At 52.5% G+C, this 16,389-nt stretch carries 20 protein-coding genes and 1 other annotated feature; of the genes, 12 read left to right on the plus strand and 8 right to left on the minus strand.

Annotation, left to right across the window (positions count from 1 at the left end; all coding sequences use genetic code 11):
- Positions 1 to 128 precede the first annotated feature (128 nt).
- The 7 genes from ffh (at position 129) to ABGB15_RS05995 (ending at position 5,565) form a co-directional block, all read left to right on the plus strand.
- Entirely contained in the window at positions 129 to 1,490 is a 1,362-nt protein-coding gene (gene ffh, locus ABGB15_RS05965; protein ID WP_152081915.1) for a signal recognition particle protein, read from the plus strand.
- Positions 1,491 to 1,625: 135 nt separating this feature from the next.
- Complete coding sequence (gene rpsP / locus ABGB15_RS05970; protein WP_032642860.1) at positions 1,626 to 1,874, plus strand: 30S ribosomal protein S16; 249 nt, start codon at positions 1,626 to 1,628, stop codon at positions 1,872 to 1,874.
- Positions 1,875 to 1,889: 15 nt separating this feature from the next.
- Positions 1,890 to 2,429 carry a ribosome maturation factor RimM gene (gene rimM / locus ABGB15_RS05975; RefSeq protein ID WP_152081914.1) on the plus strand — a complete coding sequence of 180 codons (540 nt, stop codon included), beginning with the start codon at positions 1,890 to 1,892 and terminating at the stop codon, positions 2,427 to 2,429.
- A 31-nt stretch (positions 2,430 to 2,460) separates the two neighbouring features.
- Positions 2,461 to 3,228, plus strand: coding sequence for a tRNA (guanosine(37)-N1)-methyltransferase TrmD (gene trmD, locus ABGB15_RS05980; RefSeq protein ID WP_215722673.1), 768 nt, complete (start codon positions 2,461 to 2,463; stop codon positions 3,226 to 3,228).
- A gap of 43 nt (positions 3,229 to 3,271) precedes the next feature.
- The gene (gene rplS, locus ABGB15_RS05985) at positions 3,272 to 3,619 is read left to right on the plus strand and encodes a 50S ribosomal protein L19 (RefSeq protein WP_002914145.1); all 348 of its coding nucleotides are present in this window, start codon (positions 3,272 to 3,274) and stop codon (positions 3,617 to 3,619) included.
- 132 nt (positions 3,620 to 3,751) lie between these two features.
- Positions 3,752 to 4,156: a DUF2946 domain-containing protein gene (locus tag ABGB15_RS05990; protein ID WP_215722674.1), complete on the plus strand. Its 405-nt coding sequence runs from the start codon at positions 3,752 to 3,754 to the stop codon at positions 4,154 to 4,156.
- A gap of 38 nt (positions 4,157 to 4,194) precedes the next feature.
- Entirely contained in the window at positions 4,195 to 5,565 is a 1,371-nt protein-coding gene (locus tag ABGB15_RS05995; RefSeq protein WP_215722675.1) for a PepSY domain-containing protein, read from the plus strand.
- 2 nt (positions 5,566 to 5,567) lie between these two features.
- On the opposite strand, the gene ABGB15_RS06000 is transcribed toward ABGB15_RS05995, so the two are convergent.
- From ABGB15_RS06000 to ABGB15_RS06015, 4 genes are all read right to left on the minus strand, one after another.
- Complete coding sequence (locus ABGB15_RS06000; protein WP_152081910.1) at positions 5,568 to 6,053, minus strand: OmpA family protein; 486 nt, start codon at positions 6,051 to 6,053, stop codon at positions 5,568 to 5,570.
- 1 nt (position 6,054) lies between these two features.
- A complete protein-coding gene (gene dgcN, locus ABGB15_RS06005; protein ID WP_215722676.1) occupies positions 6,055 to 7,287 on the minus strand; it encodes a diguanylate cyclase DgcN in 1,233 nt (410 codons plus the stop codon).
- A complete protein-coding gene (locus ABGB15_RS06010; RefSeq protein ID WP_232623270.1) occupies positions 7,280 to 7,816 on the minus strand; it encodes a YfiR family protein in 537 nt (178 codons plus the stop codon). Before ABGB15_RS06010 ends, dgcN begins: the two co-directional genes overlap by 8 nt.
- Positions 7,817 to 7,969: 153 nt before the next feature.
- Positions 7,970 to 8,344 carry a DUF2799 domain-containing protein gene (locus ABGB15_RS06015; protein ID WP_215722684.1) on the minus strand — a complete coding sequence of 125 codons (375 nt, stop codon included), beginning with the start codon at positions 8,342 to 8,344 and terminating at the stop codon, positions 7,970 to 7,972.
- A 214-nt stretch (positions 8,345 to 8,558) separates the two neighbouring features.
- On the opposite strand from ABGB15_RS06015, the gene aroF reads away from it, so the two are divergent.
- From aroF to ABGB15_RS06030, 3 genes are read left to right on the plus strand one after another with little or no spacing between them, the layout of a single operon-like run.
- Positions 8,559 to 9,629 carry a 3-deoxy-7-phosphoheptulonate synthase AroF gene (gene aroF / locus ABGB15_RS06020; RefSeq protein ID WP_215722677.1) on the plus strand — a complete coding sequence of 357 codons (1,071 nt, stop codon included), beginning with the start codon at positions 8,559 to 8,561 and terminating at the stop codon, positions 9,627 to 9,629.
- A gap of 10 nt (positions 9,630 to 9,639) precedes the next feature.
- Positions 9,640 to 10,761, plus strand: a complete 1,122-nt coding sequence (tyrA, locus tag ABGB15_RS06025; RefSeq protein ID WP_215722678.1) for a bifunctional chorismate mutase/prephenate dehydrogenase — start codon at positions 9,640 to 9,642, stop codon at positions 10,759 to 10,761.
- A gap of 60 nt (positions 10,762 to 10,821) precedes the next feature.
- Positions 10,822 to 11,694: an SMP-30/gluconolactonase/LRE family protein gene (locus ABGB15_RS06030; RefSeq protein ID WP_215722679.1), complete on the plus strand. Its 873-nt coding sequence runs from the start codon at positions 10,822 to 10,824 to the stop codon at positions 11,692 to 11,694.
- Here ABGB15_RS06030 and pheA read toward each other — a convergent pair.
- The 4 genes from pheA to bamD all read right to left on the minus strand — a co-directional run bounded on the left by pheA (position 11,691) and on the right by bamD (position 14,459).
- Positions 11,691 to 12,851 (minus strand): bifunctional chorismate mutase/prephenate dehydratase, encoded by a 1,161-nt coding sequence (gene pheA, locus ABGB15_RS06035; RefSeq protein ID WP_152081904.1) that lies wholly within the window; start codon positions 12,849 to 12,851, stop codon positions 11,691 to 11,693. The two genes, ABGB15_RS06030 and pheA, sit on opposite strands and share 4 nt — an antisense overlap.
- 30 nt (positions 12,852 to 12,881) lie before the next feature.
- Positions 12,882 to 13,007, minus strand: a sequence feature (Phe leader region).
- Positions 12,959 to 13,006, minus strand: coding sequence for a pheA operon leader peptide PheL (gene pheL / locus ABGB15_RS06040; protein ID WP_100249759.1), 48 nt, complete (start codon positions 13,004 to 13,006; stop codon positions 12,959 to 12,961). Its footprint overlaps the feature before it by 48 nt.
- Before the next feature lie 103 nt (positions 13,008 to 13,110).
- The gene (gene raiA, locus ABGB15_RS06045; protein ID WP_003863162.1) at positions 13,111 to 13,452 is read right to left on the minus strand and encodes a ribosome-associated translation inhibitor RaiA; all 342 of its coding nucleotides are present in this window, start codon (positions 13,450 to 13,452) and stop codon (positions 13,111 to 13,113) included.
- A 269-nt stretch (positions 13,453 to 13,721) separates the two neighbouring features.
- On the minus strand, positions 13,722 to 14,459 hold the full coding sequence (bamD, locus tag ABGB15_RS06050; protein ID WP_313327661.1) for an outer membrane protein assembly factor BamD: 738 nt from the start codon (positions 14,457 to 14,459) through the stop codon (positions 13,722 to 13,724).
- Between the two features lie 130 nt (positions 14,460 to 14,589).
- Here bamD and rluD point away from each other — a divergent pair, with 130 nt between their 5' ends.
- Entirely contained in the window at positions 14,590 to 15,570 is a 981-nt protein-coding gene (gene rluD / locus ABGB15_RS06055) for a 23S rRNA pseudouridine(1911/1915/1917) synthase RluD (protein WP_152081902.1), read from the plus strand.
- The gene (gene yfiH, locus ABGB15_RS06060) at positions 15,567 to 16,298 is read left to right on the plus strand and encodes a purine nucleoside phosphorylase YfiH (RefSeq protein WP_215722681.1); all 732 of its coding nucleotides are present in this window, start codon (positions 15,567 to 15,569) and stop codon (positions 16,296 to 16,298) included. Before rluD ends, yfiH begins: the two co-directional genes overlap by 4 nt.
- Positions 16,299 to 16,389 lie beyond the last annotated feature (91 nt).

Genomic DNA, 16,389 nt, shown 5'->3' on the forward strand with positions numbered 1-16,389 from the left:
GTATAACGTTACGTGACGCCTGCTCCAACCGTTGCATAACAACAAAGCTGCCTTCATGTTATACTCCGGCAAAATTCTGTGTATGTGTCGCTCACGCGACCCAACGTTTCTACCCCAGGCGAGAGACAATGTTTGATAATTTAACCGATCGTTTGTCGCGCACGCTGCGCAACATCAGCGGCCGCGGACGCCTTACCGAAGAGAATGTTAAAGAGACGCTGCGCGAAGTGCGCATGGCGCTGCTCGAAGCCGACGTGGCGCTGCCTGTCGTGCGTGATTTTATCAACCGCGTGAAAGAGAAGGCGGTTGGTCATGAAGTTAATAAGAGCCTGACGCCGGGTCAGGAGTTCGTCAAGATCGTTCGTAACGAGCTGGTTGCGGCGATGGGCGAAGAGAATCAGGTGCTGAACCTGGCCGCTCAGCCACCGGCGGTTGTGCTGATGGCGGGTCTCCAGGGGGCGGGTAAAACGACCAGCGTCGGTAAGCTGGGTAAATTCCTGCGCGAGAAGCACAAGAAAAAGGTGCTGGTGGTTTCGGCGGACGTTTATCGCCCGGCGGCGATCAAACAGCTGGAAACCCTGGCGCAGCAGGTTGGCGTGGATTTCTTCCCGTCCGACGTCGCCCAGAAGCCAGTCGATATCGTTAATGCGGCGCTGAAAGAAGCGAAGCTGAAATTCTATGACGTGCTGCTGGTGGATACCGCTGGTCGTCTGCACGTTGACGAAGCGATGATGGACGAAATCAAACAGGTGCATGCCTCTATCAACCCGGTAGAGACCCTGTTTGTTGTTGATGCCATGACCGGTCAGGACGCGGCGAATACCGCAAAAGCGTTTAACGAAGCGCTGCCGTTAACCGGCGTGGTGCTGACTAAAGTGGACGGCGACGCCCGCGGCGGTGCAGCGCTCTCTATTCGTCATATTACCGGCAAGCCGATTAAATTCCTCGGCGTGGGCGAGAAGACGGAAGCGCTGGAGCCGTTCCACCCGGACCGTATTGCTTCCCGTATCCTCGGCATGGGCGACGTGCTGTCGCTGATCGAAGATATCGAGAGCAAAGTTGACCGCGCGCAGGCTGAGAAGCTGGCAAGTAAGCTGAAAAAAGGCGACGGTTTCGACCTGACCGACTTCCTTGAGCAACTGCGTCAGATGAAAAACATGGGCGGCATGGCGAGCCTGATGGGCAAACTGCCGGGCATGGGTCAAATTCCTGATAACGTGAAATCACAGATGGATGACAAGGTGCTGGTGCGTATGGAAGCGATCATCAACTCGATGACGCTGAAAGAACGTGCGAAGCCTGAAATCATCAAAGGTTCCCGTAAACGCCGTATTGCAGCCGGCTGCGGCATGCAGGTGCAGGACGTCAACCGCCTACTGAAACAGTTCGACGACATGCAGCGCATGATGAAGAAAATGAAGAAAGGCGGAATGGCGAAGATGATGCGCGGCATGAAGGGGATGATGCCGCCAGGATTCCCTGGCCGATAAACCGTGTTTAATGCTCAGTATCAAGATGCTGATTGCAATTTCCCCAGAAATCAGTAAAATTTTCGGGCTTTTAATATGACACCGGGCTCCGTTCCTCGATGGGGCCCGGTTGTTTTATTCACACAAGAGGATGTTATGGTAACTATTCGTTTAGCTCGTCACGGCGCTAAAAAGCGTCCGTTCTACCAGGTTGTTGTAACCGACAGCCGTAATGCACGCAACGGTCGCTTCATTGAGCGCGTTGGTTTCTTCAACCCACTGGCCGCTGGCGCAGAAGAAGAAACCCGTCTGGATCTGGATCGTATCGCTCACTGGGTTGGCCAGGGCGCGACTGTTTCCGATCGCGTTGCTACGCTGATCAAAGCAGTAAACAAAGCAGCTTAATCTGTCACGGTGGTCATGATGAGCAATAAAGCACCTGTTGAACCGATCGTATTGGGAAAAATGGGTTCTTGCTACGGTATCCGTGGTTGGCTCAGAGTGTTTTCCTCCACTGAAGACGCTGATAGCATTTTTAATTACCAGCCCTGGTTTATCCAGAAAGGCGGTAAGTGGGAAGAGGTCGAGCTGGAAAGCTGGCGTCACCACAATCAGGACATCATCATCAAGCTGAAAGGCGTTGACGATCGTGATGCCGCGAATGCGCTGACTAATTGTGAAATTGTCGTGGATTCGTCGCAGTTGCCTTTGCTTGCAGAGGGCGACTACTACTGGAAAGACCTTATGGGTTGCCAGGTGGTCACCACTGAAGGTTACAGCCTGGGGAAAGTCATCGATATGATGGAAACCGGGTCAAATGACGTTCTCGTCATTAAGGCAAACCTGAAAGATGCATTTGGCATCAAGGAGCGGTTGGTTCCGTTCCTCGATGGACAGGTTATCAAGAAAGTCGATCTCGCTACTCAAACGATTGAAGTAGATTGGGATCCTGGTTTTTAAATTCTCCGGATAAACGGTAAAAGACGGCGCTATGTGGATTGGCATAATTAGCCTGTTTCCTGAAATGTTCCGCGCGATTACCGATTACGGGGTAACTGGCCGGGCAGTAAAAAATGGCCTGCTGAGCATCCAGAGCTGGAGTCCTCGTGACTTCACGCATGACCGGCACCGTACCGTGGACGATCGTCCTTACGGCGGCGGACCGGGGATGTTAATGATGGTGCAACCCTTACGGGACGCCATTCACACAGCAAAAGCCGCGGCAGGTGAAGGCGCAAAGGTGATTTATCTGTCACCTCAGGGACGCAGGCTTGATCAAGCAGGCGTGAGCGAACTGGCGACGAATCAAAAGCTGATTCTGGTCTGTGGGCGCTACGAAGGGATAGATGAGCGCGTAATTCAAACCGAGATTGACGAAGAATGGTCTATCGGCGATTACGTTCTCAGCGGTGGTGAGTTACCGGCAATGACGCTGATTGACTCCGTCGCCCGGTTCATTCCGGGTGTTCTGGGCCATGAAGCATCGGCAACGGAAGATTCGTTTGCCGATGGATTGCTGGACTGTCCACACTATACTCGTCCTGAAGTGTTAGAAGGGATGGAAGTACCGGCAGTGCTACTGTCTGGAAACCATGCCGAGATACGTCGCTGGCGTTTGAAGCAGTCGCTGGGCCGAACCTGGCTTAGAAGACCTGAACTTCTGGAAAACCTGGCTCTGACTGAAGAGCAAGCAAAGTTGCTGGCCGAGTTCAAAACCGAACACGCGCACCAGCAGCATGAACATGATGGGAATGCGTAATACGCGCCCGAATATCAGTTTACCCAGGATAAGAGATTAAATTATGAGCAACATTATTAAGCAACTTGAACAAGAGCAGATGAAGCAGGACGTACCTTCCTTCCGTCCAGGTGACACCGTGGAAGTGAAAGTATGGGTTGTTGAAGGTTCCAAAAAACGTCTGCAGGCATTCGAGGGCGTGGTTATCGCTATTCGTAACCGCGGTCTGCACTCTGCATTCACTGTTCGTAAAATTTCCAACGGCGAAGGCGTTGAGCGTGTCTTCCAGACTCACTCTCCGGTAGTTGACAGCATTGCTGTTAAACGTCGTGGTGCTGTACGTAAAGCTAAACTGTACTACCTGCGTGAGCGTACCGGTAAGTCTGCTCGTATTAAAGAGCGTCTTAACTAAGATTCGCTTAAGCGACATCCTGTTAAAAGGGGCTGGCCGAAAGGCTGGCCCTTTTTTTATCCTATCGCACCTCTCGCGTTAACCCTTTTTTCATAAATCATTTACAATACTTGCCTCTTCAGTGGAGGGTAAGTGGATAACGTACTGCATCAGCATAAACGGAAACGCGCAGCGGCATTGATCGCGCTGTTTGCGATCTTGCTGATCGTAGTCGCACCGCTTATCTCCGTCTCGCTGCAGAAAGATCCTATGAGCGCCATGCCGGGAATGCATCATGACATGAGCATGATGTCGATGGATGCGCATCATGGCGATATGCAGCACACTATGCCTCTCGATCACGCGGAAGCGTGCGGCTACTGTGTGCTGCTGGCGCATGTGCCGGGCGTGATGCTGGCGCTGATTGTGCTGCTCAGTGTGGTTCTGCAACGACTCCGCGTGAAGCCGCCTCGTCAGGCGGTCAGTTACTGGCACTTTTTCCCCTGGCTCTATCCTGATACCCGTGCGCCGCCGCGCAGATCTGCTTTTTCCCTCTAAAACAAAATTGATAACTTTTTGCTATAAAAAGGAAAAGTATGACTACCTGCACTCCGCGCGCGGCATGGGGAAACCTGCTGCGTCGACTCCATTTCTATGTCGGGCTGTTTGTCGGCCCGTTTATCTTCTTCGCCGCGCTGACCGGTACGCTGTATGTGGCGACGCCACAGCTGGAAAATATGTGGTACAGCCATGCGCTGCACGCTGATTCGACAGGGGAACCACAGCCTCTGGCGGAACAAATTGCCGTGGCAGAAAAAACCGTTGGTTCAGAATTGCGATTGCATGCCCTTCGCCCTGGCCTGGTTAACGGTGATACCACTCGCGTGATGTTTGCTGACCCACAGCTAGGCCCGTCTGAAAATCGGGCTATTTTTGTTGATCCCGTTAGCCTTGAGGTGCGTGGTGATATGACGGTATATGGCACCAGCGGGATTTTGCCGTTGCGCCAGAAAATCGATTATTTACACACATCGCTGATGCTGGGTAATGTTGGACGGCTCTACAGCGAGCTGGCTGCTTCCTGGATGTGGGTTGCTGCTCTGGGCGGTATCGCTTTGTGGTTTTATACCCGACCGAAGCGCCGTATTAACAATCGCTTCCAGAATCGCCGTCGTGTGCATGTGGCCTTAGGCTGGATTCTGCTCAGCGGGATGCTGCTGTTCTCCGCGACCGGTCTGACCTGGTCCCAGTGGGCGGGCGGTAACGTTGATAAACTTCGTGCAGAAATGAACTGGCTGACGCCACAGGTAAATACAACGCTTTCCGGTACGCCGGAAATCCGGGATGAACATGCTGAACATCACGGCCATCATAATGGAATGATGATGCCAGAGATGGCTATGGATTTATCGCAGTTTGACGGCGTATTACAGGCTGCCCGCAAGGCAGGAATTGATGCGAATAACGTGGAGATCTGCCCGGCAAGAATGGCTGACCAGGCCTGGACGGTCACGGAAATCGATCGCAGCTGGCCCACGCAGGTTGATGCCGTTGCTGTTGATCCGCACTCCATGCAGGTGCTGGACAGAACGCGCTTTGCCGATTTCCCGTTAATGGCGAAACTTACCCGCTGGGGTGTGGATTTCCATATGGGCATTCTGTTTGGTCTGGTTAATCAGTTGCTGCTTATCGCGTTCGGTATTGCGTTATGTGTGCTGATTATCTGGGGATACCGGATGTGGTGGCTGCGACGCCCTGCTATATCTGCAGCAAATCCGGTGCAAACACTCAGCCAGAGCTGGCTGGCGTTGTCATTGTGGGGAAGGGCTGTCACGGTGGTCATTAGCGCACTACTGGGGCTGGCACTGCCGGTAATGGGCGTCAGTCTGGCAATATTCATTGTCATTGACTGGCTGCGCTGGCGAGCGGCATCAACGGTGTCGCTCGCCGGATCATCTGCAAAATAACGTTATGGCGTGCTGATGACCACCGCAACCCGGCGGTTTTCAGCACGCCCTTGCGGAGTGCTGTTACTGGCAACAGGGTATTTTTTGCCTAATCCCTGCGTGGTGAGATTGCTCCGCGGGATATTGGCTCCCTTCGCCCAGGCATCTGCAACGACATTCGCGCGTTTTAACGAAAGAGCTTCGTTGTAGCTTTCTTCACCGTAATTATCCGTGTGGCCGTCCATTCGGGCATGATTCAGACCGGTTGCGGCCAGGCGAGAAGCCATGCTCTGGATCTGAATTTCACTTTCTGGCCGCAGTCTGGCGTCATTTTTATCAAACAGGATCGTATCCGACAGACCCAGGAACCAGTCACCGTTCAATTCGTTAAAGCCGTAAGATTTCATCGCCGCAATTTGTTCTGGGGTGAATTTGCCTGCTGGTGGCGTCTGACAGCCAGACAGGATCAGTGATGCCAGTAACAACGGCGCGAGGTATCGCTTTAACATGTCATATTCCTTCCTGGGATAATGTTTTCGAACGCTGGTTTTTCACCTGGTACATATTGCGATCGGCTTGTTCCAGTAATGCTTCCACCGAGGCATTTTCCCATGCCAGGGCAAAACCAATGCTCAGTGACATTGATGCCGTGTGACCGTTATGCAGATCAAACGGACGGACAAACTGCTGCGACAGGGCAGCGCAAATGTGTTGAACCTCAGGTTCAGTGTGGACGCCATACAGTATCATGGCGAACTCGTCACCGCCGAGGCGGTATGACTGGTAGCGTTTTTCGCCAAACTCAACCATCCTGCTGGCGACTTCAATCAGCACACAGTCACCCGCTGCATGGCCCCAGGTGTCATTGATAAATTTAAAATTATCGCCATCCAGAAAAAGCAGGGCAGAGTTTCTCTTTGCGGAAGCATCGTGCATTAACGCCGCAATGCTGTTTCGGAATGCGGCACGATTCGCCAGGCCGGTCAGCGGATCGTGCATGGCGGTGCGCAACAGCTGGGCATTTTTCGCCTGCAGCTTGAGCTGCCACTCTTCCATTTCATCCAGCAGACTGTTGAAGTCTTCTCCGAACTGATGAAACTCTTCGATGCGGCCTTCCTTCACGCGGCGTGAGAAGTTGCGGTTGGTACGGACGTCATGCACAACATCGGTAATATTTTGCATCTCCGAGACCATACCATGATGCAAAGAGCGCGTAATGGTAAGTGCAATCGCTGAGGCAAAAAGAATACAGCCGGTAAGCACGGCAAATGACATCCAGATAAAGTGGCTGATCAGGCTATCACGCGCGGTAAGACGAATTTCACCGATCATATTATCGTTATGCATTATCGGCTGTGCAACCGGGACAGGAAACAGCCAGCGGCTGACCAGCGCGCCCAGCGTGTCGGTATTATCCTCCGGGTTCCATGACCAGTACGCAAACCGTTGATTATGAACGTTGAGCACTTCTGCAACGGCAAATTGCCCCTGTTTGCCAAGCGTGGCCAGGGTTTCATTCGCTGCCAGAGAATCATTGAAAACCAGAGAGGCTTCAAGGCTGTGGCTCATTGTTGCGCCAGTTAATTCGAGATTTTTTTGTGCGTATTGCTTTAATGTCACCACGGACGCAAAACACAATAAAAGCCAGATAAACGTCATTGTGATGATGACGCTCGTCATGCTGATACGCCGCAACGTTCTTTTAAACGTAGGGCGCGGCGTAGAAGTGAAATCCTTATTCATGCTTCGTATTCCGTGCAAGCATTAATACATCCGGACTGACTCTTACGCCACTGCGAGCCAGCGCATCCAGATTGACGGAAAATCTGACCTGGTTGTGATCTATTTTCAGGCAAAATGCACTGCCAATAATACACTCTGGATTCTGCTCTGAGATTAAAAGCAATGCTCTGCCCTGATATTGACTTATTAATTCACGTTGTTTTACAGGCGATTCCGTTCCGAAATAAATAGCGTCACACGTCGCTGACAGTGCTTCCTGATCGTTACGCACAATGACAGGGGTATAAGGTAACACGCTTTTCCCGTCATCACTGCTGAGTGCTTGCGCGTAACGGGAAGAGGCAAAAACGCAGAGTTTAGGCTGCCCGGAAAGTGACGGCCAACGGGTATAACTCACAATGCCAGAAACAATCGAACGCACCGATTTATCAGTTTCCGTGAGCGCACCTGCAGTCGCCTGGCCCACAATAATGAACAGCGTTAACACCAAAGTGAGTCGGTACAAAGAGATCAAGAATGAATTTCTCACCAGAATCCGCCGAACCGCTCTGGAAATAGTTGTCCTTAAGAGTTGGAGGCAGAATACCATTGTTTATCAAAGCCGTCATTATGTCAGAAATGCAACGACTCAGGCTTGAGTTAAATCTTACATTTGCATTTATTCTGCTGGTTAAAGACAAATTCAATTAAGCCTGCTGGCCTTCATGCTTTCATCCATCCCTTGTTGCCATGCGTCATGCAGTTTTGCTGCATTTTCTGTGGTATCACAACTGGCAGGGAATGATTTCCCTGTTAATCCCCAGGCATGGATAAAACCTTCTTCACAGATTTTCTTTTGCCCTTCGGCGTAGCCGCGTAGATATTCGCTCTGATCCACATCGGGATCGTTAAAGTCATCAGCCAGTGCCTGGCTATCTTTAACCGGCGCACCGTTCATCGCGTCTTCTTTCCCTGCACCAAACCAGTCAGGGCTTGTCCAGTCAGGCTGAAAGGTATAAGGATTGATCTGACAGCCCGTTAAGATCAGCACCAGCAGCGTAAGCCCCATTGAACGCATCGCCATTCTCCTTTTTTCTTCAGCATAGCCTGGCAAATGAAAAGGTGAGTGTAATTTTAACTTTACGTTTTTAGCGGCTGATTTTTGCAGTTTAGTGGTTTTTGTAAAGTAATCTGTACGTATTTTGGATTGAAATCTTTACTTTTTATGGTATCGTTGTTTCACCTCTCTGAGGAAACCAACTATCGCAAACGAGCATTACAGGATCGCCATCATGCAAAAAGACGCGCTGAACAACGTACATATCACTGACGAACAGATTTTAATTACGCCGGATCAACTGAAAGCGGAATTTCCGCTGAGCGCAGCGCAGGAAGCGCAAATTGAGCACTCTCGCCAGACCATTTCTGACATTATCGCTGGCCGCGATCCGCGCCTGCTGGTGGTGTGTGGTCCTTGCTCCATTCACGATCCTGAAACCGCCATTGAGTATGCTCGTCGTTTTAAAACATTAGCGGAGGAGGTCAGCGATAGCCTCTATCTGGTAATGCGCGTCTATTTTGAGAAGCCACGTACAACCGTTGGCTGGAAAGGATTGATTAACGATCCGCACATGGATGGCTCGTTTGATGTGGAAGCTGGCCTGAAAATTGCGCGTCGGCTGCTGGTGGAACTTGTCAATATGGGGCTGCCGCTGGCAACCGAAGCGCTGGACCCGAACAGTCCGCAATACCTGGGCGATCTCTTTAGCTGGTCTGCGATTGGCGCACGTACCACTGAATCACAAACACACCGTGAGATGGCGTCTGGTCTTTCAATGCCGGTCGGCTTTAAAAATGGCACGGACGGTAGCCTGGCGACGGCGATCAACGCGATGCGCGCCGCGGCGATGCCACACCGTTTTGTTGGCATTAACCAGGCGGGTCAGGTATGTCTGCTGCAAACGCAGGGCAACCCGGATGGGCATGTGATCCTGCGCGGCGGTAAAGCGCCGAACTACAGCCCGGCAGATGTCGCGCAGTGTGAAAAAGAGATGGAGCAGGCGGGACTGCGTCCGGCACTAATGGTAGATTGCAGCCATGGTAACTCGAATAAAGATTACCGCCGTCAGCCTGCGGTTGCGGAATCTGTGGTCGCGCAGATTAAAGATGGCAACCGTTCTATTATCGGCCTGATGATTGAGAGCAACATTCATGAAGGTAATCAGTCGTCTGAACAACCGCGTAGCGCAATGAAGCAGGGTGTGTCCGTGACGGATGCCTGTATCAGCTGGGAGACCACCGATGCGCTGCTGCGTGAGATCCATAAAGATTTAAACGGCCAGCTGGCGACGCGTCTGGCTTAAGAGGGTAGTTATGGTTGCTGAATTGACCGCGTTACGCGATCAAATTGATGAAGTGGATAAGGCGTTGCTGGATCTGCTGGCGCGCCGCATGGCCCTGGTTGCCGAGGTAGGTGAGGTCAAAAGCAAATACGGCCTGCCGATTTACGTTCCGGAGCGCGAAGCATCAATGCTGGCCTCCCGTCGTAAGGAGGCACAGGCGCTGGGCGTTTCACCGGATTTAATTGAAGATGTCCTGCGTCGCGTGATGCGGGAATCCTATTCCAGCGAAAATGACAAAGGCTTCAAAACCCTTTGTCCGTCGCTTCGCCCGGTAGTGATTGTGGGCGGTGGCGGGCAGATGGGGCGTCTGTTTGAAAAAATGCTGACGCTTTCTGGCTACCAGGTGCGTATTCTGGAAAAAGAGGACTGGGCACGAGCGTCAGACATCATGAAGGATGCGGGGATGGTCATCGTCAGCGTACCGATCCACGTGACGGAGCAGATTATTGCAAAACTTCCTCCACTGCCGGAGGATTGCATCCTTGTTGACCTGGCCTCTGTGAAAAATGGTCCGCTGCAGGCGATGCTGGCTGCACATAACGGCCCGGTTCTCGGTTTGCACCCGATGTTTGGCCCGGACAGCGGCAGCCTGGCGAAGCAGGTGGTGGTTTACTGTGATGGACGGCAGCCGGAAGCGTACCAGTGGTTCCTGGAACAGATTCAGGTGTGGGGCGCGCGTTTGCACCGGATCAGCGCCGTTGAGCACGATCAGAATATGGCGTTCATTCAGGCGCTTCGCCACTTTGCGACCTTTGCGTACGGTCTGCATCTGGCGGAAGAGAACGTTCAGCTTGAACAGTTGCTGGCGCTCTCCTCGCCAATTTATCGCCTGGAGCTGGCGATGGTCGGACGTCTGTTTGCTCAGGACCCACAGCTATACGCCGACATTATTATGTCGTCGGAGAACAATCTGGCGCTGATCAAACGCTACTACCAGCGCTTTGGTGAAGCCATAACCCTGCTGGAGCATGGCGATAAACAGGCATTTATCGACAGCTTCCGAAAAGTTGAACACTGGTTCGGTGATTATGCGACACGCTTCCAGAGCGAAAGCCGCACGCTGTTGCGCCAGGCAAATGACAGTCGCCAGTAATACGATGATGTATATACTCAAAGCCAGCAATGCTGGCTTTTTTCATTTTGGGGAACTGTCATGTCTGAACCGCAACAGTTGTTGAACTACATCGGGCATTTGCCGGAGTGCCCGACGTGGAGCGCAGAAGAGAATGCGCTGTACTGGGCCGATATTCTGGAAGGGGAGATCCACCGTTACCTTTTAGCCACGGCAGAACACACCGTACTTTCTTTCCATGAAGAGGTCGGCTGTTTTGCCTTGCGTGAGCGCGGCGGATTTATTGTGGCGATGCGTAACGCCATCTGGCTCACGGACAAACATGGGTTACTCCAGCGCAAGGTGTGTGATAACCCGTCTAACCCGCAGCTGGCGCGGTTTAATGACGGTGGAACCGATCACCAGGGACGTTTCTACGCGGGCACCTTCTGGGGGCCGGGAGATTACAACGGTGCCATGCTGATGCGCATCGACAATGACCTGACGCCGAAAGTGATCCAGTGTGATATTCACGGACATAACGGTTTGGCGTTTAGCCCGGATAATCAGTGGATGTTTACCTCAGACACGCCAAACGGCGTTATCTACCGTACGCCGCTTGACGAGCAAGGCGAACCCGGTAGGCGTGAAATATTTCGCCGGTTTAAAGAGGGCGAAGGGATACCGGACGGTGCGGCGATGGATGTGGAGGGTTGCTACTGGAGCGCACTCTTCGATGGCTGGCGCATCGCGCGATTTTCCCCACAAGGGGAACAGCTGGAAGAGTACCGCTTGCCGGTACGTTGCCCGACGATGGTTTGCTTTGGCGGTGAAGACATGAAAACGCTGTTTATCACCACCACGCGGGAAAATATGGATGCGGGTGAGGTCGCTAAATATCCGCTCTCCGGTGCGATCTTCACCCTGCCTGTGAGCGTGGCAGGGATGAAGAAAAGCGGTTTTATTGAACGTTAAGCCGGGTCAACCGGAACAACGTTTTCGCTCGGATAGCAACCCAGCACTTTCATTGAACGGGTGATCTCGCCCAGTTCGCGCAGGGCTTTCTGCATGGAGGCAGATTCCAGATTGGCCTGAATATCGAGATAGAACATCTCTTCCCACGGGTTGCCGTTAATCGGACGGGATTCCAGTTTGGTCATAATCAGGTTGTGGTTACGCAGAACCAGCAGCGCTTCAACCAGTGCGCCTGCCTGCTGGCCGGTGGCCATGAGCAGGGTGGTTTTGGCTGGTACCTGGTCGGAGACATCAATAGCCTTGCGCGCAAGCACCACGAACCGGGTGATGTTTTGCGTCTGGTTCGCCAGGTTGCGCTCCAGCACCTGCAGGCCATACAACGCACCGCCCGCTTCGCTGCCGAGCGCGGCAATGGTTGGGGAATTTGCCTGAGCGACCTTTTCCATCGCCGCTGAGGTGCTTTCGGTGTACTCAATTTTCCAGTGCGGATAGCGGTTCAGGAACTGGCTGCACTGCTGGAATGGCTGCGGATGGCTGTAAACCGTCTCGATTTTACTTAAATCCGTTGAGCCAGAAACCAGCACGCAATGATCGATAGGGATCGTCAGCTCGCCAACCAGCGACAGACTGGTGTGCTGCAGTAGATCGTACACATCGTTGATAGCGCCGGAACTGGTGTTTTCAATCGGTACGACGGCGTAATCAGCCTGTCCCGTTTCAACCTGATTGAAAATATCCGCAAATTTCGCGCAGCCGCTCTCAATAAACTCTTCGAAATGACGCGCGGCGTACTGGCGCGCCGCCAGGTGTGAGTAAGAACCTTTTGGGCCCAGAAATGCGATGCGCGCAGAGTGCGGATTGGTTTTGTTGAGATGCTGCTGAAGTAGTGCCTGCTGGGTAAGAACGGAATCTTCAATAATAAGCTGGAACAGACGGGTGATGTAATGCGCATCCAGGTGATGCGCTTTGCCGAGTTGAATCAGACGCTCCAGCAGATCGCGTTCGCGGTCGATGTCGCGCACGGGGCGATGGGAGTCCAGTTTGGCTTTCCCCACTTCGATGGCGAGGGTGCGGCGTTCTGCCAACAATGCCAGTAATTTCTCATCCAGTGCGCTGATTTTTACTCGCAGATCCAGTAACGGGTTTTCCGGTGTCATAGTGTTGCCTGTCTCGTTTTATCGTTATCAATAAAAAAGGCCTCCCGGTGTGGGAGGCCTTGTTGTTCGTCTTCGCATTCTTTATCACACGACGAAACGCCTCCCGGTCAGGGGAAGGTAAAAAAGAATGCGAAGAAGAACGGCGTAAGTTTCATAAAGTCATCCTGAAATTGATACCGTTAAAGTACCCGTACTGTTTTCACCCTGTCAATAAAAAACGCGCCCGAAGGCGCGTTGGCGGTACACTCAATTTAAAGGATTACTCTTCTTCAACTTCTTCCGCGAAGCTGGCGTCTTTCACCGACGTTGCGGCGCGACGGGCTTCACCTTTGTGTTGCACTTTATTGAGCTGCCGTTCCAGCTTGTTGATCAAATCGTTAATCGCGGTGTACATATCCTCGTGTTTTGCGCTGGCGACCAGATGGCCGTTTGGAGTATTGATAGTTGCGTCAGCGATGAAACCCTGCGGCTCCTTGGACAGGATGATATGTGGGTTAATCAAATGTGTTTGCCATTTATCCAGTTTGGCGAGACGGTCTGCGACGTGCTGGCGAATTGCCGGAGTAATTTCCATTTGTTTACTGGTAATGTTCATTGTCATAAATTTTACCTCTTGTCTTTCCGTCTTGGTGATTCCAGCATACCTGTCCTAATGTCAAAATGTGTGATTTAGATCACGTTATTTTGTCGGTTTTTGTCAGGGAATCTTTTTTGTGAGGCAGGGCAGGAAGAGGTGAGATTTACCTTGTCGAAGCTGAAAATAGCGGTCATAGTTGACTGGATTGGTTGAAGCTAAACCGCTTCAGCGTGGTATTCAAATGAACATAAAAACGGCAGCCTGGTGGCTGCCGTTTTGCATTATGGTTGGTATCAGGTGTTGCTGCTGTTTGCGGCAATGATTTTCGCCACTTTATCAGCCTGCGAAGTCATCTGCATCTGACGGTAAGCATTTTCCATCAGCTTCAGGCCATCGCGCGTTGCCTGCGTATCCGGATAATCACGCAGCATGCCTTCTACACGGTTAACGACGGCGACCCATGCGCCACGACGGGTGTAATACTCAGCCACGGAGTATTCGTATTTCGCCAGACGATCTTTCAGGAACACCAGACGCCTGGTGGCATCGGTAATGTACTGGCTGTTCGGGTAGCCGCGCACCAGTTTGGAGAAGTCATTGAAAGCATCACGCGCGTGCTGCGGGTCGCGGTCAGAACGATCCACGCCGAAGAAGCCCTGCAGTGCACTGTCATCCAACGCCATGTTGGTCAAGCCGCGCATGTACATGACATAATCAATGTTAGGATGGGTCGGGTTCAGACGCATGAAGCGATCGATGGTGGCCTGAGCCAGCGGCAGATCGGCATTTTTATAGTATGCGTAGATAAGATCTAACTGTACCTGCTGCGAATAAGGGCCAAATGGATAGCGATTATCCAACGCTTCCAGTTGCGTTATCGCCTGTTTCCAGTTACCGTCCTGCAACTTTTGTTGTGCAGTCGCATAGATTTCATTCGGCGGATTGTCAGGGACCTGTTCATTCGAACCGGAGCAGCCCACCAAAGCCAGGCTCAACGTGGCCGCTGCCACCAGATATTTCATGCGCGTCATGACGTTTTGACTTTCCTCAAATGTTTGTCCGGGAGAATCTCTTTCCTGCTCCCGATTAAGACCAGCTACAATAGCACACTATATTAAACGGCAAAGCCGTAAAACCCAACGTTAAACGAAGAAGCAGTTTATGGCACAACGAGTAGAACTCACCGCAACAGTCTCCGAAAATCAGCTCGGTCAACGCTTAGATCAGGCTTTGGCCGAATTGTTCCCTGATTATTCGCGTTCACGCATAAAAGAATGGATACTTGACCAGCGCGTGATGGTTAACGGCAAGATCTGGGATAAACCAAAAGAGAAAGTGTTAGGTGGGGAAGCTGTCGCCATCAATGCTGAAATCGAAGAAGAAATCCGCTTTGAGCCGCAGGATATCCCGCTGAACATCGTCTATGAAGATGATGACATTCTGGTGATCAATAAGCCGCGCGACCTGGTCGTTCATCCGGGCGCGGGGAATCCTGATGGTACGGTGCTTAATGCACTCCTCCATTACTATCCACCCATCGCTGATGTCCCGCGCGCGGGCATTGTGCACCGTCTGGATAAAGACACCACCGGTCTGATGGTGGTGGCGAAAACCGTTCCTGCTCAGACCCGTCTGGTGGAATCCCTGCAGCTGCGCGAAATCACCCGTGAGTATGAAGCCGTGGCGATTGGGCATATGACCTCTGGCGGCACGGTTGAAGAGCCGATTAGCCGTCACCCAACCAAGCGTACGCATATGTCAGTGCACCCGATGGGTAAACCGGCGGTAACGCATTACCGCATCATGGAGCATTTCCGCATTCATACGCGCCTGCGTCTGCGTCTTGAAACCGGGCGTACTCACCAGATCCGCGTTCATATGGCGCACATCACCCATCCGCTGGTGGGCGACCAGGTGTATGGTGGCCGTCCGCGTCCGCCAAAAGGCGCATCGGATGAGTTCATCTCCGTACTGCGTAAGTTCGACCGTCAGGCACTGCACGCGACCATGCTGCGTCTTTACCACCCGATTACGGGGATTCAGATGGAATGGCATGCGCCGATCCCACAGGATATGGTGGAACTTATCGACGCAATGCGTGCTGACTTTGAAGAACATAAGGATCGCGTGGACTGGTTATGACCAAACTGATTGTCCCGGAGTGGCCACTGCCTGAAGGCGTGGCCGCCTGCAGTTCGACCCGTGTTGGCGGTGTGAGCCAGGGCGCATGGGCGTCGTTGAATCTCGGCGCGCACTGTGGCGACAACCTGGAACATGTCGAAGAGAACCGCAAGCGCCTGTTTGCTGCAGGAAACTTGCCGTCGAAACCGGTCTGGCTTGAGCAGGTTCACGGCAAGGACGTCCTGACGTTGTCGGGAGAACCCTATGCGTCTAAACGTGCTGATGCCTCTTACAGCAATATTCCGGGAACGGTTTGCGCCGTGATGACGGCCGATTGCCTGCCGGTTCTGTTCTGTAACCATGCCGGTACTGAAGTGGCAGCAGCCCATGCTGGCTGGCGTGGCTTGTGTGAGGGCGTGCTGGAAGAGACCGTTGCCTGCTTTAACGACTCCCCTGCCAACATCATTGCCTGGCTTGGCCCGGCCATTGGCCCTCGAGCGTTTGAAGTGGGTCCAGAGGTACGTGAAGCCTTTATGGCAAAAGATCCGCAAGCGGTACAGGCCTTTGTGTCGGCAGGTGAAAAGTACCTGGCCGATATTTACGAACTTGCTCGCCAGCGTCTGAATAACGTTGGCGTGACGCAGATCTTCGGCGGCGATCGCTGCACCTTCACCGAAAAGGGTGATTTTTTCTCTTATCGCCGCGACAAGACGACGGGCCGTATGGCAAGTTTTATTTGGCTGATATAACCTAAAGAATCAAGACGATCCGGCACGTGCCGTTTTCTTTTCACATAATTCAGGTCATTAACCTTGAATAATTGAGGGATGACCTCATTTA

Source organism: Enterobacter sp. MALB-1 (assembly GCF_041021625.1).
In the GTDB taxonomy this organism is placed as follows: Bacteria; Pseudomonadota; Gammaproteobacteria; order Enterobacterales; family Enterobacteriaceae; genus Enterobacter; species Enterobacter oligotrophicus.

Coding starts and splice junctions, on each gene's coding strand:
- ffh (WP_152081915.1), top strand. CDS start 129: ATGTTTGATAATTTAACCGATCGTTTGTCGCGCACGCTGCGCAACATC.
- ABGB15_RS06030 (WP_215722679.1), top strand. CDS start 10,822: ATGTCTGAACCGCAACAGTTGTTGAACTACATCGGGCATTTGCCGGAG.
- ABGB15_RS06000 (WP_152081910.1), bottom strand. CDS start 6,053: ATGTTAAAGCGATACCTCGCGCCGTTGTTACTGGCATCACTGATCCTG.
- ABGB15_RS06015 (WP_215722684.1), bottom strand. CDS start 8,344: ATGCGTTCAATGGGGCTTACGCTGCTGGTGCTGATCTTAACGGGCTGT.
- tyrA (WP_215722678.1), top strand. CDS start 9,640: ATGGTTGCTGAATTGACCGCGTTACGCGATCAAATTGATGAAGTGGAT.
- aroF (WP_215722677.1), top strand. CDS start 8,559: ATGCAAAAAGACGCGCTGAACAACGTACATATCACTGACGAACAGATT.
- raiA (WP_003863162.1), bottom strand. CDS start 13,452: ATGACAATGAACATTACCAGTAAACAAATGGAAATTACTCCGGCAATT.
- rplS (WP_002914145.1), top strand. CDS start 3,272: ATGAGCAACATTATTAAGCAACTTGAACAAGAGCAGATGAAGCAGGAC.
- dgcN (WP_215722676.1), bottom strand. CDS start 7,287: ATGAATAAGGATTTCACTTCTACGCCGCGCCCTACGTTTAAAAGAACG.
- pheA (WP_152081904.1), bottom strand. CDS start 12,851: ATGACACCGGAAAACCCGTTACTGGATCTGCGAGTAAAAATCAGCGCA.
- trmD (WP_215722673.1), top strand. CDS start 2,461: ATGTGGATTGGCATAATTAGCCTGTTTCCTGAAATGTTCCGCGCGATT.
- rpsP (WP_032642860.1), top strand. CDS start 1,626: ATGGTAACTATTCGTTTAGCTCGTCACGGCGCTAAAAAGCGTCCGTTC.
- ABGB15_RS05995 (WP_215722675.1), top strand. CDS start 4,195: ATGACTACCTGCACTCCGCGCGCGGCATGGGGAAACCTGCTGCGTCGA.
- rimM (WP_152081914.1), top strand. CDS start 1,890: ATGATGAGCAATAAAGCACCTGTTGAACCGATCGTATTGGGAAAAATG.
- yfiH (WP_215722681.1), top strand. CDS start 15,567: ATGACCAAACTGATTGTCCCGGAGTGGCCACTGCCTGAAGGCGTGGCC.
- rluD (WP_152081902.1), top strand. CDS start 14,590: ATGGCACAACGAGTAGAACTCACCGCAACAGTCTCCGAAAATCAGCTC.
- bamD (WP_313327661.1), bottom strand. CDS start 14,459: ATGACGCGCATGAAATATCTGGTGGCAGCGGCCACGTTGAGCCTGGCT.